Origin of the sequence: Pseudomonas sp. HTZ2 (genome assembly GCF_033173945.1) — a bacterium.
Lineage (GTDB): Bacteria > Pseudomonadota > Gammaproteobacteria > Pseudomonadales > Pseudomonadaceae > Aquipseudomonas > Aquipseudomonas guariconensis.
The window spans coordinates 4,771,463-4,797,155 of the sequence record NZ_CP137332.1; the positions used below are offsets into that span (position 1 = coordinate 4,771,463).

General features: G+C 63.3%; 24 protein-coding genes and 1 pseudogene. 17 read left to right on the forward strand and 8 right to left on the reverse strand.

The window, feature by feature from the left end; all coding sequences use genetic code 11:
* Positions 1-75: 75 nt before the first annotated feature.
* Positions 76-804, reverse strand: coding sequence for a DUF2076 domain-containing protein (locus R6G97_RS22145; RefSeq protein WP_043211228.1), 729 nt, complete (start codon positions 802-804; stop codon positions 76-78).
* A 156-nt stretch (positions 805-960) separates the two neighbouring features.
* On the opposite strand from R6G97_RS22145, the gene R6G97_RS22150 reads away from it, so the two are divergent.
* The 4 genes from R6G97_RS22150 (at position 961) to R6G97_RS22165 (ending at position 4,012) form a co-directional block, all read left to right on the forward strand.
* The gene (locus R6G97_RS22150; RefSeq protein WP_090346781.1) at positions 961-1,617 is read left to right on the forward strand and encodes a YciC family protein; all 657 of its coding nucleotides are present in this window, start codon (positions 961-963) and stop codon (positions 1,615-1,617) included.
* 124 nt (positions 1,618-1,741) lie between these two features.
* Positions 1,742-2,236: a hypothetical protein gene (locus R6G97_RS22155; RefSeq protein ID WP_197853405.1), complete on the forward strand. Its 495-nt coding sequence runs from the start codon at positions 1,742-1,744 to the stop codon at positions 2,234-2,236.
* Positions 2,237-2,297: 61 nt separating this feature from the next.
* Positions 2,298-3,371 carry an endonuclease/exonuclease/phosphatase family protein gene (locus R6G97_RS22160; RefSeq protein ID WP_102082026.1) on the forward strand — a complete coding sequence of 358 codons (1,074 nt, stop codon included), beginning with the start codon at positions 2,298-2,300 and terminating at the stop codon, positions 3,369-3,371.
* Between the two features lie 116 nt (positions 3,372-3,487).
* Positions 3,488-4,012 (forward strand): hypothetical protein, encoded by a 525-nt coding sequence (locus tag R6G97_RS22165; RefSeq protein ID WP_317847535.1) that lies wholly within the window; start codon positions 3,488-3,490, stop codon positions 4,010-4,012.
* Between the two features lie 59 nt (positions 4,013-4,071).
* On the opposite strand, the gene hrpB is transcribed toward R6G97_RS22165, so the two are convergent.
* Positions 4,072-6,600, reverse strand: coding sequence for an ATP-dependent helicase HrpB (gene hrpB, locus R6G97_RS22170; protein WP_317847536.1), 2,529 nt, complete (start codon positions 6,598-6,600; stop codon positions 4,072-4,074).
* 118 nt (positions 6,601-6,718) lie between these two features.
* Between hrpB and R6G97_RS22175 the strand changes: the two genes are divergently transcribed.
* Both R6G97_RS22175 and R6G97_RS22180 read left to right on the forward strand, forming a co-directional pair.
* Entirely contained in the window at positions 6,719-7,138 is a 420-nt protein-coding gene (locus tag R6G97_RS22175) for a hypothetical protein (RefSeq protein ID WP_043211235.1), read from the forward strand.
* Positions 7,139-7,159: 21 nt separating this feature from the next.
* Positions 7,160-8,029: a cation diffusion facilitator family transporter gene (locus R6G97_RS22180; protein ID WP_317847537.1), complete on the forward strand. Its 870-nt coding sequence runs from the start codon at positions 7,160-7,162 to the stop codon at positions 8,027-8,029.
* Between the two features lie 23 nt (positions 8,030-8,052).
* Here R6G97_RS22180 and R6G97_RS22185 read toward each other — a convergent pair whose 3' ends face one another.
* Positions 8,053-8,874 carry a DUF6515 family protein gene (locus R6G97_RS22185; RefSeq protein WP_317847538.1) on the reverse strand — a complete coding sequence of 274 codons (822 nt, stop codon included), beginning with the start codon at positions 8,872-8,874 and terminating at the stop codon, positions 8,053-8,055.
* A 395-nt stretch (positions 8,875-9,269) separates the two neighbouring features.
* Between R6G97_RS22185 and R6G97_RS22190 the strand changes: the two genes are divergently transcribed.
* Together R6G97_RS22190 and R6G97_RS22195 are read left to right on the forward strand one after the other, a co-directional pair.
* Positions 9,270-9,746, forward strand: coding sequence for an Lrp/AsnC family transcriptional regulator (locus R6G97_RS22190; RefSeq protein WP_003249795.1), 477 nt, complete (start codon positions 9,270-9,272; stop codon positions 9,744-9,746).
* Between the two features lie 54 nt (positions 9,747-9,800).
* The gene (locus R6G97_RS22195) at positions 9,801-10,004 is read left to right on the forward strand and encodes a DUF2788 domain-containing protein (RefSeq protein ID WP_023378567.1); all 204 of its coding nucleotides are present in this window, start codon (positions 9,801-9,803) and stop codon (positions 10,002-10,004) included.
* 53 nt (positions 10,005-10,057) lie between these two features.
* Here R6G97_RS22195 and R6G97_RS22200 read toward each other — a convergent pair whose 3' ends face one another.
* The 4 genes and pseudogenes from R6G97_RS22200 to R6G97_RS22215 form a co-directional block, all read right to left on the reverse strand.
* Complete coding sequence (locus R6G97_RS22200) at positions 10,058-10,693, reverse strand: pseudouridine synthase (protein WP_043211222.1); 636 nt, start codon at positions 10,691-10,693, stop codon at positions 10,058-10,060.
* Positions 10,694-10,699: 6 nt separating this feature from the next.
* A complete protein-coding gene (gene amn, locus R6G97_RS22205) occupies positions 10,700-12,187 on the reverse strand; it encodes an AMP nucleosidase (protein ID WP_167358127.1) in 1,488 nt (495 codons plus the stop codon).
* A gap of 138 nt (positions 12,188-12,325) precedes the next feature.
* On the reverse strand, positions 12,326-13,978 hold the full coding sequence (locus R6G97_RS22210; protein WP_317847539.1) for an acyl-CoA dehydrogenase family protein: 1,653 nt from the start codon (positions 13,976-13,978) through the stop codon (positions 12,326-12,328).
* Positions 13,979-14,072: 94 nt separating this feature from the next.
* Positions 14,073-16,062, reverse strand: a pseudogene (locus R6G97_RS22215) (sensor histidine kinase).
* Positions 16,063-16,327: 265 nt separating this feature from the next.
* Between R6G97_RS22215 and R6G97_RS22220 the strand changes: the two are divergent.
* From R6G97_RS22220 to R6G97_RS22235, 4 genes are all read left to right on the forward strand, one after another.
* On the forward strand, positions 16,328-17,128 hold the full coding sequence (locus R6G97_RS22220) for a hydroxymethylpyrimidine/phosphomethylpyrimidine kinase (protein ID WP_043211219.1): 801 nt from the start codon (positions 16,328-16,330) through the stop codon (positions 17,126-17,128).
* A 17-nt stretch (positions 17,129-17,145) separates the two neighbouring features.
* Positions 17,146-17,769 (forward strand): thiamine phosphate synthase, encoded by a 624-nt coding sequence (thiE, locus tag R6G97_RS22225; RefSeq protein ID WP_043211218.1) that lies wholly within the window; start codon positions 17,146-17,148, stop codon positions 17,767-17,769.
* A 15-nt stretch (positions 17,770-17,784) separates the two neighbouring features.
* A complete protein-coding gene (gene hemL, locus R6G97_RS22230) occupies positions 17,785-19,068 on the forward strand; it encodes a glutamate-1-semialdehyde 2,1-aminomutase (protein WP_043211216.1) in 1,284 nt (427 codons plus the stop codon).
* A gap of 235 nt (positions 19,069-19,303) precedes the next feature.
* Positions 19,304-19,855: a tetratricopeptide repeat protein gene (locus R6G97_RS22235; protein ID WP_043211215.1), complete on the forward strand. Its 552-nt coding sequence runs from the start codon at positions 19,304-19,306 to the stop codon at positions 19,853-19,855.
* A 9-nt stretch (positions 19,856-19,864) separates the two neighbouring features.
* Here R6G97_RS22235 and R6G97_RS22240 read toward each other — a convergent pair whose 3' ends face one another.
* Positions 19,865-20,191: a DUF1820 family protein gene (locus R6G97_RS22240; protein WP_043211213.1), complete on the reverse strand. Its 327-nt coding sequence runs from the start codon at positions 20,189-20,191 to the stop codon at positions 19,865-19,867.
* 125 nt (positions 20,192-20,316) lie between these two features.
* Between R6G97_RS22240 and miaB the strand changes: the two genes are divergently transcribed.
* From miaB to lnt, 5 genes are all read left to right on the forward strand, one after another.
* Entirely contained in the window at positions 20,317-21,645 is a 1,329-nt protein-coding gene (miaB, locus tag R6G97_RS22245) for a tRNA (N6-isopentenyl adenosine(37)-C2)-methylthiotransferase MiaB (protein ID WP_043211212.1), read from the forward strand.
* A gap of 189 nt (positions 21,646-21,834) precedes the next feature.
* Positions 21,835-22,833, forward strand: a complete 999-nt coding sequence (locus R6G97_RS22250; protein ID WP_182941861.1) for a PhoH family protein — start codon at positions 21,835-21,837, stop codon at positions 22,831-22,833.
* Entirely contained in the window at positions 22,826-23,299 is a 474-nt protein-coding gene (gene ybeY / locus R6G97_RS22255) for an rRNA maturation RNase YbeY (protein ID WP_102082029.1), read from the forward strand. The genes R6G97_RS22250 and ybeY overlap by 8 nt, the downstream gene beginning before the upstream one ends.
* Positions 23,300-23,320: 21 nt before the next feature.
* Complete coding sequence (locus R6G97_RS22260; RefSeq protein ID WP_043211207.1) at positions 23,321-24,160, forward strand: HlyC/CorC family transporter; 840 nt, start codon at positions 23,321-23,323, stop codon at positions 24,158-24,160.
* A gap of 8 nt (positions 24,161-24,168) precedes the next feature.
* Positions 24,169-25,686 carry an apolipoprotein N-acyltransferase gene (gene lnt / locus R6G97_RS22265; protein ID WP_317847540.1) on the forward strand — a complete coding sequence of 506 codons (1,518 nt, stop codon included), beginning with the start codon at positions 24,169-24,171 and terminating at the stop codon, positions 25,684-25,686.
* Positions 25,687-25,693: the final 7 nt, after the last annotated feature.

Consider the following 25,693-nt stretch of genomic DNA (forward strand, 5'->3'; position numbering starts at 1 on the left):
TGCCCATGGGATCGGCCTCGTTTCGCGAAAGGGGCGCCGTGTGCGCCCCCAAGTCCAGCCAGTATGCCAGAGGCCTCAGATGAAGGTGTCGTCGTCGGAGAAGAAGCCACCGCCATCGCTACCATAGTCGCTGTCCATGAAGCCGCCCTGATCGTAGCCATTGTCGGCCACCTGCTGCTGGCTATGCTGGTCGTTCCAGCCGCTGCTGTCGCTGGCCGGGGCTGGCTCCTCCTTGATCACCTCGACCACCTCCTCAGGCTGGGAATGATGGTTGAACAGGCTGCTGATACCTTGCGCCAGCAACACGCCACCGGCCACGCCCGCGGCGGTCTGCATGGCGCCGCCAAGGAAACTGCTGGCCCCACTGCGGGCTGGTGCGGCATTGAAACCCGGCTGCGCTTGTGGCTGGGCGAAGCCCTGGGCCGAGGGTTCACGCCAACCGCCGGCCGGAGCCGCCGGTGCGGCCTGACGCTGTGGCTGCGGCGCGGGTACAGGTTCACGGGAGCCGGAGCCAAACAAGCTCGAGAGAAAGCCGCCGCCCGTACTGCCGCTTCGGCTGGCCTCGGCTTGCGCCTTGGCTTGCTTGAGTTCGGCCTCGAGCTGTTTGTTCTGCTCATCCAGACGCTTGATCGCCGCCTCCTGGACCAGGATCGCCTGGGCCATGTAATAGGCCGCTGCCGGCTGCTGTCGCAGGTGCTCCTCGATACGCGCCTGGGCCTGGGGATCACGGGCCTGGCCTGCGTCCTCGGCTTGCTTGATGCGACTGAACAGGCCGTCGATCAGGGTTTGTTCTTCAGTGTTCATGGAGCTACCTCGTGCGCTGGGCAATACATCGGATAGCGTCAAAGATGGGGCTCGCCGGCCGGGGATTCAATCGACAAAACAGTGAAACTTTTTTCAGCCAGGGGTGGACTGGGCTAAAGTTACGCCCTGCTTTTTCTGCCATGCGATGTTGACCCGATGAATCCGCTGAGCGTTCTGCGCGACTCCTTGTATTTCTTCCGCCGCCACCTGGTGAGCATTCTTCAACTGTGCCTGCCGCTGGTGATCCTCGAGGCCTTGTGTACCCAACTGCTGTATCGCCAGTTGGGCGACCAGGCTTCGGCGGGCTACGGCATGCTGGTCAGCCTGCTGTTCTACCCGCTGTACAGCGCCGCATTGATCCTCTACATGGATACCCGCAGCAACGGCCAGGACATCGCCAAGCGCAACCTGTTCGCCCGCGCCGTGCAGTTGTGGCCATCGCTGGCGCTGCTGATCCTGATCAGCTCGCTGCTGATCATGGCGGGCCTTGCGCTGTTCATCTTCCCGGGCGTGTGGATCATGATCAATCTGGTATTCGCCGAATACCTGCTGGTCTTGCGTGGCCTGCCAGTGGTTCAGGCCATGCGCGAAAGCGCCAGGATGACCACCGGGCATTTCATGCGCATCTTGGTCTGTGTCGTTGCAGTTCTGGCACCGCTGTGGCTGCTCGACGGCTTGCTGCTGATGGCCTTCCCCGAGCCGCAGCCGGGCGTGCAACTGGCACTGGATAGCCTCAGCGGTTTCCTGCAACTGTTCAGCAGCGTGGTGCTGTACCGCCTGTTCATGCTGCTGGAGAATGACGCGCTCGCCTGAGGCCTCAACGAGTGAGTCCTCTCAGGGAACGACTTCGATCTGCTGCTCAATCAGCGGACCTCTAGAGTGACCCAGCCCCTGTCGATGGACAGGGGTTGGCAATCCACACTCAGAGGATGAACGCATGAGCGACAACACTGCTATACCGAGCTGGGCGGACGAACGCTCCTTCTCGGCCCATCTCTTCGCGCTCGATGGCGCCCAGAAGATCCCCGTCAGCCATCTCTCCCGGTTCTATGCCCCGCTAGGCAGCACCGGCGCCCTTCAACAGGGGACGACAGACGACGGCTGGCTCAGGTTGAACCCCGCGCAGACAGCCATGACGCTGCGTTTCCACTATCACTCCCAGACCCTGAACCGGTTGAATTTCATGCTTTCGCTCGACAGCGACCGGAACCGAAAACTGGGTATCAGCCGCAACGGTTACCTGGGCCTCTACACGTATTCGAACATCGACGACTTCTGGAAGGTCGAACCTCTGGCCTGGAGCGAAAACACCCTTCACTGTCGCATTCGTGACCATCAGGGCCAGCAAGTGAAAGTGCTGGCAAGCTCGCCTCACCACCTGACGGTCAACAAAGGGAACATCCTCGAGTTCTTGGTCGTACGAACGTCGTAAGCTGGCCGACCGACGAACGGCTCGGTTATGCTGGCGCGACCTGCACCGACAAGCCGAGCCGATGATCCGACTACTGCGCAACGTCTTGCTCTCCCTGCTCTTGCTGTTGCCCCTGCTCTGGCTGTTCGCCGACTACCTGGGCTGGCAACCTTCCCCCCGCGAACCGCTGCCGATCGCCTGCCAAGGCAGCCCCCGGTCGCTGCAACCTGGCCAGCCCCTGAAGGTCATGACCTGGAACGTGCAATACCTGGCCGGCAAGCGCTACGTGTTCTGGTACGACCAAGGGCAGGGCAGCGACACCCGCCCCAGCGCAGAAGACCTCGCCTTCAATCTCGACGAAGTCACCCGCGTGATCCGTGCCGAAACGCCGGATGTCATCCTGTTGCAGGAGCTGGACAACAACGCCAAGGCCACCGGCTACCAGGACCAGTTGGCGCTGCTGCGTGAACGCTTGGCCGACCTCTACCCCTGCACCGTCCAGACCTACGAGTGGAAAGCCGATTTCGTGCCTGACCGGCATATCTTCGGCAGTGTTGGCCGCACCCTGGCCACCCTCAGCCGCTACCCGATCGAAAAGGCCGAGCGCCTGCAGTTGCCCAACGCGGCGAGCAATGCCCTGACCCGCCTGCAACGCCCCCAGCCGGCACTGCTGGTCAGCTACCTGCCGCTGGCTGACGGGGGACGCCTGGCGGTGCTCAACACCCGGCTCTCGCCCTACCAGCCCGGCAGCGACTTGCAACGCCGACAGGTAGAGCATCTGGCCAAGGTGCTTGATCGCCTGGAAAGCCAAGGCACGCCCTGGCTGATCGGCGGCGACCTCAACCTACTGCCCCTGGGGCAGTACCGTCGCCTGCCGCCGGCACAGCGCGGCAACTACCCGGCCGACAGCGACCTGCACCTGTTGTGGGACAAGTACCCGATGATTCCTAGCAACGCCGAAGCCAGCGGTGCCGAGCGCGCCGCCTGGCTCACCCACTACCCCAACGACCCGGCAGTCAACGGTCCTGACCGCACCCTCGACTATGTACTTCACAGCCCTCGCCTTCAGCGCATCCAGGCCCAGGTACTGCGACAGGACACGCTGCAGATCTCAGACCATCTGCCGCTCATGGCCATCCTGAAAGTGCCTCATTGAGGCAGGGTGAGCGTGAAAGCACGGAAAGACCTCCTGCTTCGCCCCAGATCGACGCCTGGGTAGTGTTCTGTTCGTGGGCCAGGAGCCCTTGATCAACAGAACCGCAGAGTATTTTCATGAGCAACGACTTCACTAACTGGATCGCAGCAGCTGGATCTTTCGACGCCCACATACATTGCTATGGGGTAACAAAATACTGGGACGGTCTTTCCAACGACTGGAAGGAGTTTCAGTTTTTTTGGGACGGGGCGCCTTCACTCCCACTCTCCCCTGTGCGACTGAGCAAAGGCCCCGACATCAATGAAGGCTGGCTCATTACCGGGGCGGGTGGAACAGCCACGACTTTCAACATTACATTCGACTCGCAAACGACTAATCGCCTGCATGTCCGCATAAAGGGCACTGGCGGCGACAGCAACAGGCAAGTCGAGATCAGCCGCAATGGTTATCTCGGGCTTTACCGGGGTGATTCGAACGTTGATGTGTTGAAACTCGAGCCGCTGGAATGGACTGAGAACACACTGACCTGCCGGATCCGGGATCACCTGGGGCACACCGTGAAAATCGCATACGAATGGCAGGTCTACCTGAACGTGCAAGCCGGGGAGGACGCAACATTCATCATCACCCGGCAGCAATGACTGCCGGATGACTGCCCGCCCGGCTCTATCGTGTCAACACGCAGCGCCTCTAGACCTCATCAGGTCCCTCTGGGCTTGGCCCTCGCCGTGGCTTCGGCGACGAGCGGGTCGTCGGGCCAATAATGCTTGGGATAGCGACCTTTGAGGTCCTTCTTCACCTCGGCATAGGTGGTACGCCAGAAGTTGGCCAAATCCTGGGTCACCTGGACCGGGCGGCGCGCCGGGGACAGCAGGTGCAGTTTGACCTGCTGACGGCCTTGGGCGATGCGCGGCGTATCGGCCAGGCCGAACAACTCCTGCAGGCGCACGGCCAGAATCGGCGGGTTCTCGCTGTAGTCCAGGCGAATGCTCGAGCCGGATGGCACGGTCAGGTGCGCAGGGGCCAGCTCCTCCAGGCGCTGCGGAAGCGGCCAGGGCAACAGGTTGCGCAGGATCGACGGCAGGTCCAGCTGGGCGAAGTGGCTGAGGCGAGACACCTTGCCCAAATACGGCTGCAGCCAGCTTTCCAGGCTGGCAAGCAGGGCTTCGTCACTCAAATCGGGCCACTCGCTGTGGCCGTCCTTGTTGATGTCCAACTGACGCAACAGCGCGACCCGCGCCTGCCATTGACGCAGTTCAGGTGTCCAGTTCAGCAGGTTCAAACCCTTGCGTCGCACCAGGACCAGCAGCGCCTTGGCGCGGGCCTCGTCATCCAACCCTGGCAAGGGTTCGCGACTGAGCACAAGCTCGCCGACCTTGCGTTGGCGCTCGGCGCGCAGCACCTGCTCGCGTTCGTCCCAGTCCAGGACATCGAGTGTCTCCACCTGCTCGGCCAGCACCCCCTCGAACAGGCCCGGATCGAACTCAGCTGCCAGGTAGATGCGCTCCTCGCGCTGCCCTTGACGGCTGCCCAAGTCCGCGATGACCAGCCAGGGACACTTCATCAGCGCATCCACCTCGGCGAACAGCGCCGCGCGTCCATTGGCCAATCGGTACTCGGCGCTACCCTCGCGCCGCTGCTGGGCCACCCGGTCGGGATAGGCCAGCGCCAGCAATGCCCCCAACCAGCGGGGGTGATCGACATCGACGACAGCAGCGCCCCGCATGCCGCGCAGCAGGCCCCGGTACTGGCGCGCCAATTGCCGGGCGCGCTGCACGCCCCCCTGACCACCACGGGTCGCTTTAGTCTCGCCGCTGAGCAGGGCCAACCGGCTGTGCAGGTCGGCGCCTGCCCCGCGCAGGATGTCGCGCTCACCGAGCAGCGCGGCCACATCGCAGGCCATGTCGGCCAGGCCCAGTGCCTGGCCACGCAATAACAGATGGGCAATGCGCGGGTGCGCAGGTAGTTCAGCCATGGCCTGGCCGTGTTCGCTCAGGCTCTCGCGACTGCCCGGCTTGAACGCCCCCAACCGGGCGAGCAGGTCGCAGGCCTGGGCGTGGGCAGCGCTCGGAGGTGGATCCAGCCAACGCAACTGATCGGGCCAGACACCCCAGCGCGCCAGTTGCAGGGCCAGACCGGCCAGATCGGCCTGGAGGATCTCGGCGCTACCGTGGGCCGGCAACTGATCGTGCTGAGCCTCGGACCACAGCCGGTAGCACACCCCAGGCTCCAGACGCCCTGCTCGACCGGCGCGCTGGGTAGCGCTGGCGCGAGAAATGCGCTGGGTCTCCAGACGCGTCATGCCGCTGCCGGGGTCGAACCGAGGAACACGCGCCAGACCGGCGTCAATGACCACGCGTACACCGTCGATGGTGAGACTGGTCTCGGCGATGTTGGTGGCCAGCACCACCTTGCGCAGGCCCTTGGGCGCAGGCTCGATGGCGGCGCGCTGAGCAGTGAGCTCGAGTTCGCCATGCAATGGGCACAGCAGCACATCCGAGCGTTCGCCCAATGCCTCTTGCAGCGACTGATGGACCCGCCGAATCTCGGCCTGCCCCGGCAGAAACACCAGCAGGCTGCCGGGCTGTTCGGCCAGCGCCTGGAGCACGCAATCGACCACCCGCGGCTCGACGAACTCGCCTGGCTGATACGGCCTGCTCCAACGAACATCCACAGGGTGCATGCGCCCCTCGCTGCTCACTACCGGGGCATCGTCGAGCAGGCGCGACAGCCGCTCACCTTCCAGGGTGGCGGACATCAGTAGAATCTTCAGCGGCGGCTCGTCGCGCAGCAGTTCCCGGCCATTGAGGCTCAACGCCAAGGCCAGGTCGGCGTCCAGGCTGCGCTCGTGGAACTCGTCGAAGATCAGCAGACCCACCCCCTCCAGCGCAGGGTCGGCCTGCAGGCGACGGGTAAGAATGCCTTCAGTGACGACCTCGATGCGGGTATCGGGCCCGACCTTGCTGTCCAGGCGGATGCGGTAGCCGACAGTCTCCCCGACCTTTTCGCCCAGCTCGCTGGCCAGGCGCTCGGCCGCCGCCCGGGCCGCCAGACGGCGGGGTTCGAGCATCAGGATGGTCTGCCCGGCCAGCCAGGGCTCATCGAGCAGGGCCAAGGGTACCCGGGTGGTCTTGCCGGCGCCGGGCGGGGCTTCGAGTACGGCCTCATCGCGCTCGCTCAGGGCTTGACGCAGAGCGGGCAGTACGGCATCGATTGGTAATGAAATCATGGTGGTCCTCGAACAGTCGTCCGAGTATAACGGCGAACCGAGCCTGCCTTATCATGGTCTTAAACATCAGGACCAGGCGACCGGCCTGGTCCTCGTTGGTCACTTTGCGGAGATCCCAATGCGCATCCCTACCCGCGTCATCGGTGGCGCGCTCATCGTCACCCTGCTCACCCAACTGACCGCTTGCGGCACGCTGTTCTACCCCGACCGGCGCGGCCAGATCGAAGGTAAGATCGACCCCGTGATCGCCGCGCTCGACGCTGTGGGTCTTCTGTTCTATGTCATCCCCGGCCTGATCGCCTTCGGCGTCGACTTCGCCAGCGGGGCCATCTATTACCCGCCCGGCGTCACCGCCCACATCGACCCGGTCAAGCTCAAACCAGCCATCAATGCCGATGGCCAGGTCGACAAGGCCAAGCTGCAAGCTATCCTCGAAAGCGAACTGGGCCAACGCCTGCCGCTGAACGACCCTCGGCTGATCCAGCACCGGGGCAGCGTCGAGCAGTTGGCCGCCTATGGCCTGGTACCGGCCGCCTGATCCAGGGAACGCACCTGCGGCATGACTTCGAGCGCCGAACACCAACGCCTGCTACGCCTGGCCACGCGCGCGTCCCTGGCCGTGGCCACGATCCTCGTCGTGAGCAAGGCGGTCGCCTGGTGGCTGAGTGATTCAGTCAGTCTGCTGGCCGGCCTGACCGACTCGGCCCTCGACGCCGTCGCCTCCTTCCTCAACTTACTGGCCGTGCACTACGCCCTGCGCCCGGCCGACGACGATCACCGCTTCGGCCATGGCAAGGCCGAGGCGCTGGCCGGCATGGCCCAGGCGCTGTTCGTAGGCGTCAGTGCGGTGCTGATCGGCGTGCAGGCAGTCGATCGCCTGCAATCGCCGCAACCGCTGGGCGATACCGCTGCCGGCATCGCAGTGATGCTGCTGTCGCTTGTCCTGACCCTGGCCTTGCTCACGTTCCAGCGCAAGGTCATCCGCGCCACCGGCTCCACCGCGGTGCGCGCCGACTCGCTGCACTACCGCTCCGATCTGCTGCTCAATGGCAGCATCCTGCTCGCTCTGATGCTGGCGCGCTTTGGCTGGCCACAACTGGATGCCTTGTTCGGTCTGGGGATCGCCCTGTATATCCTCTGGAGCGCCGTGCAGATCGCCCGCGAGAGCACGGCGATCCTGATGGACCAGGAACTGCCGGCCGATATCGGCGAGCGCATGCTCGAACTGGTCTGCGCCATCCCCGGCGTCAAAGGCGCCCACGACCTGCGCACCCGAGTATCGGGCAACCGCTGGTTCGTCCAACTTCACTTGGAGCTTCCCGGCGAGCTGAAACTGCATGACGCCCACGAATTGTGCGTGCAGGCATCAGCTGCCATCCGCCAGCGTTACCCGCGAGCGGACGTGATGGTGCATGCCGATCCGGTGTAACCCGTCGATCAGGTCCGCAGCCTTCAATTCACGCTGTAGTCCCGGGCACTGAGGCAATCGGCCAGTACCCGATGGTAGGCATCGGCCACATGGGCTGGTGGCGCGACGGCCGCCGCGGCCGGATCGAAACCGGACTGCTGCACGGCCTGGCGATGACACTCATAACGGTCCTGGTTCTGCTGCCGAGGCGTTTGCCCGGACAACGGATGGGCGATCACGTCATATCCAGTACTCAACTGCGGCCCCGGCGCGGGCAGGATGTTGGGGGGATTGACCACCACATATTCCTGGCTGTCGCTCAGGTATTGGTAATAGGTGTTCGAGACCTGGAAGAACAACGTGCCATCGAACCAGACCTCCTGGGCGTAGACCGGCAGGTAGCCGACCCGCACGCCATAGGGTGGCCTTACCAGCACATACGCGCCGCCTTGCGGGCGATACCAGTAGCCGCTGGAATAGTAGTAGTCCTGCCCCTGATGGGGCACCTTCCAATAACGGTCCGGGAAGTGGTCGATCCTGTGTCCGGGATGGTACTGCGGGCCAGGCCCCCAGCCATCGCCATGGCCGTCGGGACGCCCGGGCCAGTCTCCACCTGGACGCTGCCCAGGCCCACCCGCTTCCCAGTGATAGCCGCCATTGCGCCGGGGGATGTCCTGGTAGTAGCCCTGGCGCGGCGGCTGGGTCTGGCGCACCTCGTCACGCGAATTGAGTGGCGAGCGGCCCATGGTCGCGCCGTTGGGGTCCTGCGCGCCCTGCCCCTCGCCTGGTCCTTGGGCCCATGCGCCCAGGCTGATGCCCAGGCCCAGCAAACCAACACCTGCCCATTGCCGGATGCGCGACCTCATGTTGCCCTCTCGATGGTAAGAACTGCATTGGAACTGCATGCAGTCTATCGCGGCGAGGGCAGATGCAGATGATTCCGGGCATGAAAAAAGGGAGGCCATGGCCTCCCTTTGGGAATTGTCGTCCGTGCTCGGCGCTTGTGGCGTCGGCTCACCTCACATCGTCTTCTGGACGGTGCGTAGCCCGGGGGCCTGGCGGATCCTGTTGGATGGCTGGCCGCGACGGCCTTCCTGAGGCCGGTCGCCGTGGACTGTTGTCCGGGCAGTGATTCTGTTGGTAACGATACGGGAGGCGGCGGAGCAGAGGATTGCGAATATTGCTCAGATAAATAGCACTTGCGCAATTTTTAACCCTGGATTGATAATTCGCAGCAATCCGAACAGAAAAGGCCATTTCCATGAGCAAGCTCGACCGCTATGACCTGAGCATCCTTGCCGAATTGCAGCGCGACGCCCGCATCTCCAATCAGGAGTTGGCCGAACGTATCGGCTTGTCCCCCTCCCCTTGCTCACGGCGGGTCAAGCAACTGGAAGACGACGGCTACATCTCCCGCCAAGTAGCCTTGCTGGACCGCAAGAAGCTCGGCCTTAGCCTGACCGCCTATGTGCTGATCGGCATGGACCGCCACACCCCCGAGCGCTTCGAGACTTTCGAGGCCGCCATTCGCAACTTGCCCCAGGTGCTCGAATGCAGCCTGGTCACTGGGATGGATGCCGACTATCAACTGAAAGTCGTGGTCCCGGATATGGACCATTACCAGAAACTGCTGCTCGGCAGCCTGACTCGCATCGAAGGCGTCACCAGCGTGCGCTCGAGCTTCGTGCTCAACCAAGTGCTGGCCAGCACTGAACTGCCGTTGACGCATCTGCGCTGACCGTCCCCTGCCGCCCCGCTTATAATCGGCGCTCAGCCTGCCTGGAGAACACTGATGGATCCCGCCGTATTCGAAGAATGGATGATGATCGTTCTGGTGACCGTGCTGATCGGTTTCATGGGATTCATCGTCTGGGACCTGGCAAAGAAGTCCAAGGCAGGCCGCTTCGGCACCTTGATTCTGTTTTTCGTCCTGGGCCTGGGTGTGCTGGCCTTCATCATCAAGAGCGTGGTGGTAGGGTTCCTCGAAGGGGTCTAGCCGCACGGGGAGGAGCGCTGGCCAGAGACTGTGATGGGCTGCGCAGTAGCCGCCTAACGAAGTAGCTTCGGCGCAACCTCCCGCCAGCACCCTTGCTCCAGCCCATCCAGCGCCCAATCGCCGATCCTCACCCGCACCAACCGTAGCGTGGGCAGCCCCACTGCCGCCGTCATGCGTCGCACCTGGCGGTTGCGCCCTTCTCGAATCACCAGCTCAAGCCAATGAGTCGGTACGCTCTTGCGAAACCGCACCGGTGGATTGCGCGGCCAAAGCACTGGCTCCTCAAGCAACCGGGCCTCGGCGGGCAGTGTCGGCCCATCGTTGAGCTCGACCCCCTCGCGCAACTGCTGCAGTTGCGCCTCGCTCGGCTCACCTTCCACCTGCACCCAATAGGTCTTGGGCAACTTGTGCTTGGGATCGGCGATGCGCGCTTGCAGCCGACCGTCATTGGTCAACAACAGCAGGCCTTCGCTGTCACGGTCCAGGCGCCCGGCCGGATAGATGCCAGGAATGTCGATGTAGTCCTTGAGCGTCGCGCGCCCTTCGCCATCGCTGAACTGGGTCAGCACGTCGAAGGGTTTGTTGAACAGGATAAGGCGGGGTTCGGCCGGCGGCGCCTTGGGCTGGCGGCGCGGACCTGTGGGCCGCGCCTGGGGACGGCGCGGCTTGGAACGGGGTGGCAGGGACATGGATCCTCAGCGGAACGGCGGCTCATCGAAGCTGCGCAGTTTACGCGAGTGCAGCGAATTGAGCTCGGTACGCAGCAAATCCAGGGCCGCGATGCCGATCTTAAGATGTTGACTGACCGCACGGTTATAGAAGGCATTGGCCGACCCCGGCAGCTTGATCTCGCTGTGCAGCGGTTTGTCCGAAACGCACAGCAAGGTGCCGTAAGGCACCCGCAGGCGATACCCCTGGGCAGCGATTGTGCCGCTCTCCATGTCCACCGCCACGGCGCGGGACAGGTTGATCAACGGTCGCTCCTGGGCCCAGCGCAGCTCCCAGTTGCGGTCATCGTAGGTCAGCACGGTGCCGGTGCGCAGGCGCTTTTTCAATTGCTCGCCACGCTCGCCGGTCACCTGCGCCGCGGCCTCCTGCAGTGCCAACTGCACTTCGGCCAGGGCCGGGATCGGGATATTCGGCGGCACCACCCGATCGAGAATGCCATCGCGACGCATGTAGGCGTGGGCGAGCACATAGTCGCCGATGGTCTGCGATTGGCGCAGGCCTCCGCAGTGGCCGATCATCAGCCAGCAATGCGGGCGTAGCACGGCCAGGTGATCGGTGATGTTCTTGGCATTGGACGGGCCGACGCCGATATTGACCAGAGTGATGCCATCGCCATCGGCAGCGATGAGGTGGTAAGCCGGCATCTGGTAACGGTGCCAGACCACACTGGCCACCAAGGCCTGGGTCTCGTCGTCGTCCATGCCCTTTTCGATGATGACATTGCCCGGCAGGACCATACGCACGAAGCGCGAATCCTGACGCAGTTGCTCCAGGCCATGACCGATGAATTGGTCGACGTAGCGATGGTAGTTGGTCAGCAGGATCCACGGTTGGACATGCCGCCAGTCGCTGCCGGTGTAATGCACCAGGCGGCGCAGGGAGAAGTCCACGCGGGCGGCATCGAACAGTGCCAGTGGCAGGGTTTCGGCGCTGCCCCAGTCGCACAACCCGTCGGCGATGTTGTCGGTGGCCGCCGACAGGTCGGTGCTTGGGAAGACCCGCGCAAGCTCGGCGGCAGTGATGCCACTCCCGGCCAGCTCATCGCCTTGGTCGACCACATAAGGGTAAGGAATGTTCTGTTCGCTGACGCCCACTTCCAGGGTCACGGTGTAGTCGTGCATCAGCGGTCGCAGTTGCTCGAGCAGGTAACCGCGAAACGCCGCCGGCTGAGTGATGGTGACGCTGTAGGTACCTGCCACCTGCACCTTGGCATAGGCCCGGGTGGTGGCGGCCACTTCACCATGGCTGTAGTAGGTCAGGCGCAGGGCGGGATAACGAAACAGCGCCCGCTGGTCGTCGTCCGGCTCGGTGCGGTCCTTGAGGTAGCGCTTGAGGGCCTGGCTGAGGGCGCCGGTGGCCTGTTCATGCAAGGCCGCCAGACGATCGACGGCCTGTTCAGGTGTATCAACGACTACAAACGCTTGGCTCACGCTGGTCTTCCTGTCTTCTGACATGCATGACTTCCATCTTGCCTGCCTTCTGTTGCAATTACATCCTTGACAATCGTATTCGCCCTCACCGCTGACACACCTGCTCCTACCTGGTCCGCACGGGGTCCCTGTGGGCGCGGGCCTGCCGGCGAACAGGGCGCCTCAGGCCGACCAGACCGGCGTCGCCCGCGCCACCAACGCCTGCGCATCGACACCCCTTGGCAATGCCCCATAGACCCGCCCACCCGCGCCCAACCGGCTGGCGATGAAGGCGTCACTGACCGTCGTATTGCCCGCTTCGATCAACAACTTGGCCTGCAAGGCCACGGCGATGTCTTCAGTCAGTTGCCGGGCGCGGTACTGGATATCACCGGTATCGGCGAATGCGCCCTTCAGGTTGCCGATATGCGCCGCCAGGCGCGGGTCGCCGTGGCCATCGCCAAGTTCGGCGAACAATGCGTCGAGCACGCCCGGCTCTTTGGACAAAGCGCGCAGCACATCCAGGCATTGCACATTGCCCGAGCCCTCCCACGTGGAGTTGACCGGTGCCTCGCGGTAAAGGCGCGGCAGGATGCTGTCCTCCACGTAGCCCGCACCGCCCAGGCATTCGGCAGCTTCGTTGATCATTGCCGGAGCGCGTTTGCAGATCCAGTACTTACCCACGGCGGTCACCAGGCGTGCAAAATGCGCCTGCTGTGGAACGTCCAGTTGGTCCAGCGCCTGTCCCATGCGCAGGCTCAACGCCAGTGCCGCTTCGCTTTCCAATGCCAGGTCGGCCAGCACGTTCTGCATCAATGGCTGTTCGCTCAACATGCGCCCACCGACCTTGCGATGGGCGCAATGGTGCGCGGCCTGGGTCAGCGCCTGTCGCATCAAAGCGCTGGAGCCGACCATGCAATCGAAACGAGTCATGGCCACCATTTCGATGATGGTCGGCACTCCACGCCCCTCTTCACCGATCATCCACGCCAGGGCGCCGCGAAACTCCACTTCGCTGGAAGCATTGGAGCAGTTGCCGAGCTTGTTCTTCAGACGCTGGATATAGAACTGATTGTGCGTGTCGTCGGGGCGGTGGCGTGGCAGCAGGAAGCAGCTCAAGCCCTTGTCGGTCTGGGCCAGCGTCAGGAAGGCATCGCACATTGGTGCCGAGCAGAACCACTTGTGGCCGACCAGCTCGTACGCCTGGCCCGGGCCCGGGGCTCCGACCGGATAGGCCCGGGTGGTGTTGGCCCGCACATCGGTGCCGCCCTGCTTCTCGGTCATGGCCATGCCGAGGGTCACTCCGGCTTTGTGCCGGTCGCCCACGTTTCGCGGGTCGTACTCGCGCGCCAGTACTTTGGGCAACCAGTATTCGGCCAGCTCCGGCTGCAGTCTCAAGGCCGGCACCGCAGCGAAGGTCATGGTCAGGGGGCAGCCAGTGCCTGCTTCTGCCTGGCTGTGCAGGTAGGTCATCGAAGCGCGCGCGACATGGGCGCCGGGACGAGGTTCGGCCCAGGGCAAAGAAGGCAATCCATGCTCGACCGCCGTGCGCATCAGCTCGTGATAGGCCGGATGGAATGTCACCAGGTCGATGCGGTGACCATAACGGTCATGACTGCTGAACTCCGGTTTGTGGGCATTGGCCAGAAAACCCGCAGCCATCAGTGGGCCGCCGGCCAAGGCACCGTAGGCGTCGATCCGCGACTCGGCCCAGCCGGCACCGAAGCGCCGGGACCACTCCTGCAATGGCTGGTCGAGGCGGTACAGGTTGGCGCCGTCGAGCGACGGCGGCTGGTTAGTGACTTCGTGGGTTTCAGCGAACTGGTGCAGGTTCATCGGGGGCTCCCTGGATCCGGTCATGCCTGAAAGCCCCAGTGAAGCACTCCTTGAAGGTCAGTCAAAGTGTCAAAAACGACTAACTCGCCCGTCCTTAACCGCCCATTGCCCCCGAGGCCAACCGGCCGGACGGCCATTGCGCCTGGGCTACGGACAGGTTCAAGGACAGCTCGAAGCGGCTGCCCAGCCCGCGGGTCGACTCATGGGCCAAGCGGGCGCCAATCAGCTCGCCCAGCTGACGGCAGATCGACAACCCGATGCCCAGCCCCCCATAACGGCGGGTCATCGAGCCATCGACCTGGAAGAAGCGCTGGTAGAGGATGGCCTGGTCCAAGTCGTCGAAGCCAATGCCGCTGTCGCTGACGGTGAAGGTCAACGCCAGGTTGTCTGGCCCGAGCCTGCGCCCCCGCACCTGAATCACCACGCCGCCCTGGTGAGTGAATTTCAGGCCGTTGTCCACCAGACAGGCCAGGCAGCGCAGCAGTTTCTGCGCATCGCCAAGCAGCTCGTCGGGCAGCTCCGCTGGGATATCCAGGCTCAGGTACAGGCCTTTGCCCAGGGCACGCCCGGCGAAGCCTGCCCGCAGCTCCTGCAACTGCCGGCGCAGGCTGAAGGGCGCGGCATGGGGCCGCAGACGCCCCGCCTGCAGCTCGGTGAGCACGAGGATGTCGTCGACCATAGCCATCATGTCCTGGGCGGAACCTGTGGCGGTGCGGTGATACTGGGCGTGCTCGGCCGTCATCGGCAGGGTGTGCATCAGCTCCAGCGAGCCGATCACGCCGTTCATCGGTGTACGCAGCTCATGGGTGACCGTGGCCAGGAACTCGTCCTTCAGACGGTTGCTTCGGGCCAGTTGCTGGTTGAGCTGCTCCAGGGTGCGGCCAGTGTCGCGCAAGGCCTGGGCCTGCTGTTCGCGCAGGCTGTTGATACGATCGGCCAGAGCCAGGGACAGCAACGCCACTTCCAAGGCCGAGCCCAGTTGGCTGGCATACATGGTCAGGAATACGTTCGGCAGGTAACCGAGCACCATCAAGGTATTGACCAGCCCGCCCAGGAGGAACGCGGTCCAGGCGATGATGAACCAGCGCGCCACCCGTACTCCATGCCACCAGGCATAAAGCCCGGCGGTGAAGATGCTTACAGTGAACAGCAGCGCCAACAGCGTCGCCATACGCAAAGCCAGGCCGTAGGGCATGGTGACTGCCAGCACCATGACCAGCCCTCCACCGGCCATCAATCCCAGCAACAGCCGGTCGAAGCCACGGCTGAGGCCGCCTAATTGCAGGAAATGCCGGGCGAACTGGCAGCCGAACAGCCCCGCTGCACCAATGAACAACGGCGTGGCGGCATTGGCCCACCAAGGGCTGTCCGGCCAAAAATAAGCGACACCCGCGCCGTTGACCGAGACTTGGTAGAGCCCGAATGAGGCGATATAGAGGATGTAATACAGGTAGCTGACGTCGCGGACGCTGAGGTAAATGAAGAGGTTGTAAACCAGCATCACCAGCAATACGCCGTAGATCATGCCCAGTACATAGAGGCGAGTTGGCTGCTCTTCCATGTAAGCCTCGGTTGACCATAACGCCACCGGTGCCTGGATCGATCCCTGGCTTTGCAAACGCAGGTAGGCCGTGGTCGCCTGACCTGGGTTCAAAGGCAGCTCGAATAGAGTTGTTCTGGCGGATCTGCCGGCTGGCATAGGGCAAGGCATCGCCTGTGCGCTGAACCAGACGATAACTGCCATGGCCATCAGGCAGATAGAGATCCAGGTGATCCAGCGGTGGATAGGCCAACTCCAGCAGCCACTGACGGGAAGGTGCGGTAGGTGGGCTGATGTTGCGCAGGTCGATCTTCAGCCAGAACACCGAAGTGGAATAGCCCGCGTTCAGGACATCCTCACGATGCTGCCGGAAACGGCTGGCGAACGCCGGCGAACTGACCTGGGTGATGCTGGCGCTGCCATCGCGGTCTTCGAAGACCTGCATGACTTGACCCAATGGAAGGTACCGGGTGGCGCTGTCGAAATCGACCGCTCCGGCGAACAGGGGCACACAGCCCAAAAGCATGATCAGCAAGTAGCGCATACAGCCCCAGCATGGCCTGTCCAGTCGCGTCGTGGTGGCCTCCCTTCCCTTTGAGACGACGAATTCCGGCAGCGCCTATTTGTCGAGTTATCCGAGCACTCTAGCATAGCCTTCGGACAGGGCAATCAGCCACTTCAAATTTTAAAGGAAAGGCTCTATCTCAATGCTTACAGATAGACAAAACACAAAAATCTGACCACTTGATCAACAAAAGCCAACAGCAGGGCGATTCGCCCCCACAGGTTTGGTGGTAAGCTCGCCGACCATGAACATGACCTACAGCTCCCGCCCCGTTGTCCTCTGTCTTTCCGGCCACGACCCCAGTGGCGGCGCCGGCCTGCAGGCAGATATCGAAGCCCTGATCGCCCAAGGCTGTCACGCCGCACCTGCCGTGACCGCCCTGACCGTGCAGGATACCGTCAACGTTTCCGACTTCCGCGTGCTGGACCGCGAGTGGGTTCTGGCACAGGCCAACGCCGTGCTGGCCGACTCCACCGTAGCAGCGGTCAAGCTCGGCATGCTCGGCTCGATCGAAATGGTCGATACCGTCGCCGAACTGCTGGCCGCCCATCCGCACCTGCCACTGGTCTGCGATCCGGTTCTGCGCGCCGGTGGCGGTGGCCGGCTGGGCAAGGACGAAGTCGGCTATGCGCTGCGCGAACGCCTGCTGCCGCTGGCCACCATCGCCACGCCGAACCTGCCCGAAGCCCGGATCCTGGCTGAACTGCCCGAAGGCACCGCGGACGAATGCGCCGAGAAACTTTTGCCGTTCTGTAGACATCTTCTGATTACCGGCGGTCACGGTGACGAGGCACAAATCCATAACCGCCTTTATAGCCGCGACGGTCAACAGCACACCTGGACCTGCGAGCGCCTGCCAGGGAGCTATCATGGCTCCGGTTGCACCCTGGCCAGCGCCCTGGCGGGCCGACTGGCGCTGGGTGAGCAATTGCAAAGTGCAGTGCGCAGCGCCCTGGACTACACCTGGCGCACCCTGCGCGACGCCGAGCAACTGGGCAAGGGGCAGTTCGTCCCTCGCCGGCTGCCCCTGGACTTCTGCTCCTGATCCATGAGGCCTGACAGATGAAGTTACGCGGTCTGTACGCGATCACCGACAGCCAACTGCTCGCCGGTCGCTTGTTCTCCCACGTCGAGGCAGCCCTCGAAGGCGGTGTTTGCCTGCTGCAGTATCGTGACAAGAGCGACGACGCAGCACGCCGACTGCACGAAGCCGAAGGCCTGCTCAAGCTCTGCGAGCGCTACGGCACGCAACTGATCATCAACGACGACGCCCCACTGGCCGCGCACTTGGGCGTCGGCGTGCACCTGGGCCAGACCGACGGCCCCCTGACCCCGGCCCGTACCCTGCTCGGCCGCGATGCGATCATCGGCTCCACCTGCCATGCTCAGCTCGAGCTGGCCGAGCAGGCCGCCACCGAGGGCGCCAGCTATGTGGCCTTCGGTCGCTTCTTCAATTCGGTCACCAAGCCCGGCGCGCCAGCGGCCGACATCGCCCTGCTCGCCCAGGCCCGTGCCCGCGTGCAACTGCCGATCGCCGTGATCGGCGGCATCACCCTCGACAACGCCGCCCCCCTGGTCGCCCATGGCGCCGACCTGTTGGCGGTGATCCATGGCTTGTTCGGTGTCGACAGCGCGCAGGAAGTCACCCGCCGCGCCCGCGCCTTCAATGCCCTGTTCGCTTCCTGATTCGAGAGAAATCCCATGTCCCGTTCCGAATCCCTGTTCGCCCAAGCCCAGAAGCACATCCCTGGTGGTGTGAACTCGCCGGTCCGCGCCTTCCGCAGCGTCGGCGGCACCCCGCTGTTCTTCAAACATGCCGAAGGCGCCTATGTCGTCGACGAAGACGACAAGCGCTACGTTGATTACGTAGGCTCCTGGGGCCCGATGATTCTGGGTCACGGCCATCCGGACGTCCTGGCCTCGGTACGCAAGCAACTCGAACACGGCCTGTCCTACGGCGCCCCGACCGCCATGGAAACCGAGATGGCCGACCTGGTCTGCTCGATCGTGCCGTCCATGGAGATGGTGCGCATGGTCAGCTCAGGTACCGAGGCGACCATGAGCGCCATCCGCCTGGCCCGTGGCTACACCGGCCGCGATGCGATCATCAAGTTCGAAGGCTGCTACCACGGCCACTCCGACAGCCTGCTGGTCAAGGCCGGCTCCGGCCTGCTGACCCAGGGCGTACCGAGCTCGGCCGGTGTGCCGGCGGACTTCGCCAAGCACACCCTGACCCTACCGTTCAACGACATCGCCGCCGTCGAGAAGACCCTGAGCGAAGTCGGCCAGACCGTCGCCTGCATCATTGTCGAACCCGTCGCTGGCAACATGAACTGCGTACCGCCGGCTCCGGGCTTCCTCGAAGGCCTGCGCGAGCAGTGCGACAAACACGGCGTGGTGCTGATCTTCGACGAAGTGATGACCGGTTTCCGTGTCTCCCTCGGCGGCGCCCAGGGCTACTACGGCATCAAGCCGGACCTGTCGACTTTCGGCAAGATCGTCGGCGGCGGCATGCCGGTTGGCTGCTTCGGCGGCAAGCGCGAGATCATGGAATGCATCGCCCCGCTCGGCCCGGTTTACCAGGCCGGTACCCTGTCGGGTAACCCGTTGGCCATGGCGGCAGGCCTGACCACGCTCAAGCTGATCAGCCGCCCAGGCTTCCACGACGAACTGACCGCCTTCACCTCCCGCATGCTGGATGGTTTGCAACAGCGTGCCGATGCCGCTGGCGTACCGTTCGTCACCACCCAGGCCGGTGCCATGTTCGGCCTGTACTTCAGCGGTGCCGACGACATCGTCACCTTCGATGACGTGATGGGCAGCGACGTGGAACGCTTCAAGCGCTTCTTCCACCTGATGCTCGAGGGCGGCGTGTACCTGGCACCAAGCGCCTTCGAGGCGGGTTTCACCTCCATTGCCCACGGCGACAAGGAGCTGCAGATCACTTTGGACGCCGCCGAAAAAGCCTTCGCTGCACTGAAGTGATTGCCCGCCTTGCATCGGCTTCTGCGCACGCATACCCGCCCCCACAGGTTCAACGCATAACTTGTAGGAGCGGGTACAGCCGCGTAGAAGCCGAGGCAGGCGATAAATGCTGTGCAATCGACAAAGGCTTCTCAATACAGAATTTCGAGTAAAACTTTGTAAGGTAGGCGCTGCTTATCCCATAATGTGCCACCAGAGACATTGGCCGCAGCTTTGCAGAGGTAAGTCGATCCCCATGAACCGCACCGGCCGCGCCCTTACCCTGGGCTGCCTGCTGCTTCTTCAGCCCCTGCTGGCCTTGGCAGAGGGTGGCAACTCGTTGCTGATTCCAGCGACGGGACGCTGCACCTTCGACACACAGCCAGAGGACCTGCAGAACGCCCTGAAGGCTTGCGAACGGACGGCGGAGTCGGGCGATGCCCAGGCGCAATACGAGCTGGGTGAGTTCTACTACAGTGGCAACCAGGCACCCAAAGACCTGAAAAAGGCCGTCAACTGGTTCGAGAAGGCCTCATTGCAAGGCCAGGCCCAGGCGCAATACCGTCTCGGCTCGATGTTCTTCCATGGCGAAGGCGTTCCGGCCAACAACGTTCAGGCTTACATTCTGCTGAAAATGGCAGCGGTCAATGGCGACGAAGACGCCCTGGACCTGGCCGACGAAGTCACCGAGCAGATGCCCCGCGACGAACTCGAACACGCTACCCAGGTGCTCGGCCAGATTTTCCGCAAATACCTGCTGGAGCTGCAAAACGCCGAAGGGCGCACACCCTTCTCCCCCCTGCCCTGACGGGCCGACCTACTTCTCCGGCATTGGCATCGGGAACGGCATCACGTTACCGCCACCCTTGGCCTCGCTGATCTTCGCCGTCCCCAATCGCTCCACCTCGTCGATACGCACGATCGAATGCATCGGCACGAAACTGCGCACCACACCTTCGAACTGCGCCTTGAGCTTCTCTTCGCTGGGGTCGACTACGACCTGGGTGCGCTCGCCGAAAACGAACTCCTCGATTTCAAGAAAGCCCCACAGGTCGCTCTGGTAGATCTGCTTGGCATACATCTCGAAGACCTGGCCCTGGTTGAGAAAGATCACTTTATAGATGGCGGGTTCGCGTTTGCTCATGATCGAAGAAGACGACACCGTGTTAGGAAAATGGCCGGCATCATAGCAGACCGCTTGCCCTGTTAAGCACCCGGTGCCACCTCTATAATGTGCGGCCTTTCAGCACCCGCAGCAGATGATTTGCCATGGCCAAGAAGCTTTACATTGAAACCCACGGTTGCCAGATGAACGAGTACGACAGCTCGCGCATGATCGACCTGTTGGGCGAACACCAGGCCCTGGAAGTCACCGAGCGCCCCGACGACGCCGATGTCATCCTGCTCAACACCTGTTCGATCCGCGAAAAAGCACAGGATCAGGTGTACTCCAAGCTCGGCCGCTGGCGCGCCCTGAAGGACCGCAACCCAGACATGGTCATCGCCGTCGGCGGTTGCGTGGCCAGCCAGGAAGGCGAGGCCCTGCGCAAGCGCGCGCCTTACGTCGATGTGGTGTTCGGTCCGCAGACCCTGCACCGTCTGCCAGAAATGATCGACGCCGCGCGCATCACTCGGGTACCGCAAGTCGATGTGTCGTTCCCTGAAATCGAAAAGTTCGACCACCTTCCCGAGCCCCGCATCGACGGCCCGACGGCATTCGTCTCGGTCATGGAGGGCTGCAGCAAGTACTGCACCTTCTGCGTGGTGCCCTATACCCGTGGCACCGAGGTCAGCCGCCCCTTCGACGACGTACTGGCCGAGGTCATCCACCTGGCCGAGAATGGCGTGCGCGAAATCACCCTGCTGGGCCAGAACGTCAACGGCTATCGCGGCCTGACCCACGATGGCCGTCTGGCAGACCTCGCCGAGCTGATCCGTGTGGTGGCGGCAGTCGACGGAATCGAACGGATCCGCTACACCACCTCGCACCCACTGGAATTCTCCGACAGCCTGATCCAGGCCCACGCCGAGGTGCCACAGCTGGTCAAGCACCTGCACCTGCCGGTACAGGCAGGCTCCGACCGCGTGCTGGCGGCCATGAAGCGCAACCACACGATCCTCGAGTACAAGTCCAAGCTGCGCAAGCTCAAGGCTGCGGTGCCGGACATCTGCATCAGCTCGGACTTCATCGTCGGCTTCCCCGGCGAGACCGAGAAGGACTTCGAGCAAACCATGAAGCTGGTGGCCGAGGTCGGTTTCGACTTTTCCTTCTCCTTCGTCTACAGCGCACGTCCCGGCACCCCGGCCGCGGAGCTTGTGGACGATACGCCCGAGGAGGTCAAGAAACAGCGTCTGCAACTGCTGCAGCACCGCATCGACCAGCAGGGTTTCGAAATCAGCCGACGCATGGTCGGCAGTGTCCAGCGCATCTTGGTCACCGACTTCTCCAAGCGTGACCCAGGCAAGCTGCAAGGCCGTACCGAGAATAATCGAATCGTCAACTTCCACTGCGACAATCCAGCGCTGATCGGCCAACTGGTGGATGTACGCATCGAAGAGGCCAAGCCCCATTCGCTGGTCGGCTCATTGATTGAATGATGATGGTGGTGGTCTGTTCGCCGGGGAACCCGCTCCCACCGAATGGCGGTAAACCTCGTGGGAGCGGGTCTACCCGCCAATGCGCCACCACAGATACCTGTCCCTTGATCGTTTCAGTGCTTTCGCCACTGCCCTTCAGGGGTTATTCTTGAGTTCACCTCCATTGCCGTCGAGCGGCTAAAAACGACCTTGAACGCACCCATACAACCTCATCGTTTCATCCTCGAACCCTTCGAGGCCCACCGCTTCGCCAACTTGTGCGGCCAGTTCGACGAGCACCTGCGCCTGATCGAACAACGCCTGGCCATCGAAATCCGCAACCGCGGCAACCAGTTCGAACTGATTGGCGAACCCAAGACCACCTCTGCCGCCGAGCAACTGCTGCGTCGCCTCTATCGCGAAGCCAAGGCTTCCGAGCTGTCGCCGGAAACCGTCCACCTGTACCTTCAGGAATCGACCGTCGAGAACCTAGACAACCCAGCGGTCAACGAGGTCAGCGTGTCGCTACGCACGCGCAAGGGCAACATCCGCCCGCGCGGGGTCAACCAGCAGCGCTACGTCAAGGAAATCCTGGCCAACGATATCAACTTCGGCATCGGTCCGGCCGGTACAGGCAAGACCTATCTGGCTGTAGCCTGCGCCGTGGATGCCTTGGAGCGCGAACAGGTGCGCCGCATCCTGCTGGTGCGCCCGGCAGTGGAAGCCGGCGAGAAGCTCGGCTTCCTGCCTGGCGACCTGGCCCAGAAGATCGACCCGTACCTGCGCCCGCTGTACGACGCGCTCTACGAGATGCTCGGCTTCGAACACGTGGCCAAGCTGATCGAGCGCCAAGTCATCGAAATTGCCCCGCTGGCCTACATGCGCGGTCGTACCCTGAACAACAGCTTCATCATCCTCGACGAAAGCCAGAACACCACCCTTGAGCAGATGAAGATGTTCCTCACCCGCATCGGCTTCGGCTCGACGGCGGTGATCACCGGCGATATCACCCAGGTCGACCTGCCGCGCGGCACCAAGTCGGGCTTGGCCCATGTGATCGAAGTGCTCAAGGACGTGCCGGGCATCAGCTTTACCCACTTCCAGCCCAAGGATGTGGTCCGCCACCCGTTGGTGCAGCGTATCGTCGAAGCCTACGACCGCTTCGACGCGCGCCAGGCAAAGCCCGAGGTCCCCAGCAAAGATGCTTGAACTCGACCTGCAACGGGCCACGGATGCTGCCGCCCCGGATGACGCTGCCTTCCGTCGCTGGTGCGAACTGGCGCTGCGCCAGCGCACCGCCGACTCGGAAATGACCATTCGCCTGGTCGATGAACCCGAAGGCCGTGAGCTGAACCACACCTACCGGCACAAGGACTACGCCACCAACGTGCTGTCCTTCCCCGCCGACGTTCCCGATGACCTGCTCGACATCCCCCTGCTGGGCGACTTGGTCATTTGCGTGCCAGTGGTCGAGCGGGAAGCCACCGAGCAAGGCAAGTCGCTCGAAGCCCACTGGGCGCACCTGGTCATCCATGGCTGCCTGCACCTGCTTGGCTACGATCATATCGAGGACGACGAAGCCGAGGAGATGGAAGCCCTGGAACGAACCTTGCTGGCGGAATTGGGTCTCCCGGACCCTTACGCCGACGACGAAATCACACAACCTGACAACTGAAAAGGATCACGAGTAACCGCCATGAGCGAAGACCGATCGAGCAATGGGCAGAAGTCCTGGCTGGGTAAACTGACCCAGGCTTTTGCCCATGAGCCGAAAAACCGCCAGGAGCTTCTCGAGCTGCTGCGCGAAGCCCATCAGAACAAGCTGCTCGACAGCGAAGCGCTGACCATCGTCGAAGGCGCCATCCAGGTCGCCGACCTGCAGGTGCGTGACATCATGGTGCCGCGCTCGCAGATGATCAGCATCAAGGCCAGCCAGTCTCCACGCGAATTCCTGCCAGCGGTGATCGATGCCGCGCACTCGCGCTACCCGGTGATCGGTGAAGGCCATGACGATGTGCTCGGGATCCTCCTGGCCAAGGACCTGCTGCCACTGATCCTCAAGGAGAACGGCGACAGCTTCAACATCAAGGACCTGCTGCGCCCGGCCACCTTCGTGCCGGAGTCCAAGCGCCTGAACGTGCTGCTGCGCGAATTCCGCGCCAACCACAACCACATGGCCATCGTCATCGATGAATATGGCGGCGTGGCGGGCCTGGTGACCATCGAGGACGTGCTCGAGCAGATCGTCGGCGACATCGAGGACGAGCACGATGTCGAGGAAGACAGCTACATCAAGCCACTGCCCAGTGGCGACTTCCTGATCAAGGCCTTGACCCCGATCGAGAACTTCAACGAGTTCTTCGACTCGGAGTTCTCCGACGATGAGTTCGATACTGTGGGCGGCCTGGTGATGAGTGCCTTCGGCCACCTGCCCAAGCGCAACGAGACCACCGAGATCGGGGCCTACAAGTTCCGTATTCTCAACGCCGACAGCCGGCGGATACACTTGCTGCGCCTGACTCCGATCACCCGTTAAGGACAAACATGCGTTGGATCACCCGCCCCGGCTGGCCCGGTAACCTGCTGGCCCTGGCGGCCGGCGCATCGACCCTCCTGGCCCTGGCGCCGTTCGACATCTGGCCTCTGGCGCTGCTGTCCATCGCCCTGCTCTACCTCGGCCTGCGCGAGCTCAGCCCGCGCCAGGCGCTGTGGCGTGGCTGGTGGTTCGGTTTCGGCCTGTACGGTGCCGGCACCTGGTGGATCTACGTCAGCATGAACACCTACGGCGGCGCCTCCCCGGCGCTGGCGATCGCGCTGCTGGTGGCGTTCTTCGCCGCCCTGGCCTGGTTCTTCGCCCTGCCCACCTGGCTATGGGCGCGCTGGCTGCGTCGCAATGAGGCTCCCCTGGCCGATGCCCTATGCTTCGCCGCTCTGTGGCTGCTGCAGGAAGCCTTCCGCGGCTGGTTCCTGACCGGTTTCCCGTGGTTGTACGCAGGCTACAGCCAGCTCGATGGCCCCCTGGCCGGTCTGGCACCGCTGGGTGGCGTGTGGCTGATTTCCTTTGTCCTGGCACTGAGCGCTGCGCTGCTGTGCAACCTGCACCGCCTGCGTGAGCGTCCCTCGTTTCTGGCGGTGGGCGTGATAGTGCTGTTGGCGCCCTGGGTGATCGGCATGGCGCTCAAGGGGCATGCCTGGACACAACCCTCCGGTGATCCACTGAAGGTCGCAGCGTTGCAGGGAAATGTCGAGCAGGACCTGAAATGGGACCCGGCGCACATCGATGCGCAACTGGCGCTTTACCGCGACATGAGCTTCAGCTCCAAGCCAGTGGACTTGCTGGTCTGGCCGGAAACCGCCGTCCCCGTACTCAAGGACCAGGCCCAAGGCTACATCGACGTAATGGGGCGTTTTGCCGCCGATCGGCATTCGGCGCTGATCACCGGGGTGCCGGTGCGTGAAGTGGTGCACCACCAGCGCCGCTACTACAACGGCATCACCGTGACCGGAGAGGGCGACGGCACCTACCTCAAGCAGAAGCTGGTGCCCTTTGGCGAATACGTACCGCTGCAGGACATGCTCCGTGGGCTGATCGAGTTCTTCAACCTGCCGATGTCGGACTTCGCCCGCGGCCCAGCGGACCAGCCCTTGCTGCAGGCCAAGGGCTATCAGGTTGCGCCGTTCATCTGCTACGAGGTGGTCTATCCCGAGTTCGCAGCGGGCCTGGCCGCACGCAGCGACTTGCTGCTGACCATCAGCAACGACACCTGGTTCGGCACCTCCATCGGCCCCCTGCAACACTTGCAGATGGCCCAGATGCGTGCCCTGGAGGCCGGGCGCTGGATGATCCGCGCCACCAACAATGGCGTCACCGCGTTGATCGACCCCTTCGGCAAGATCACTGCGCAGATCCCGCAGTTCCAGCAAGCCGTCCTCTACGGGGATGTGGTGCCAATGCAGCAACTGACGCCCTACCTGCAATGGCGCTCCTGGCCGCTGGCGATTCTCTGTGCGCTACTGCTGGGATGGGCGCTCCTGGCGAGCCGGATCGCCAAGACCGTGTGACCTTCCA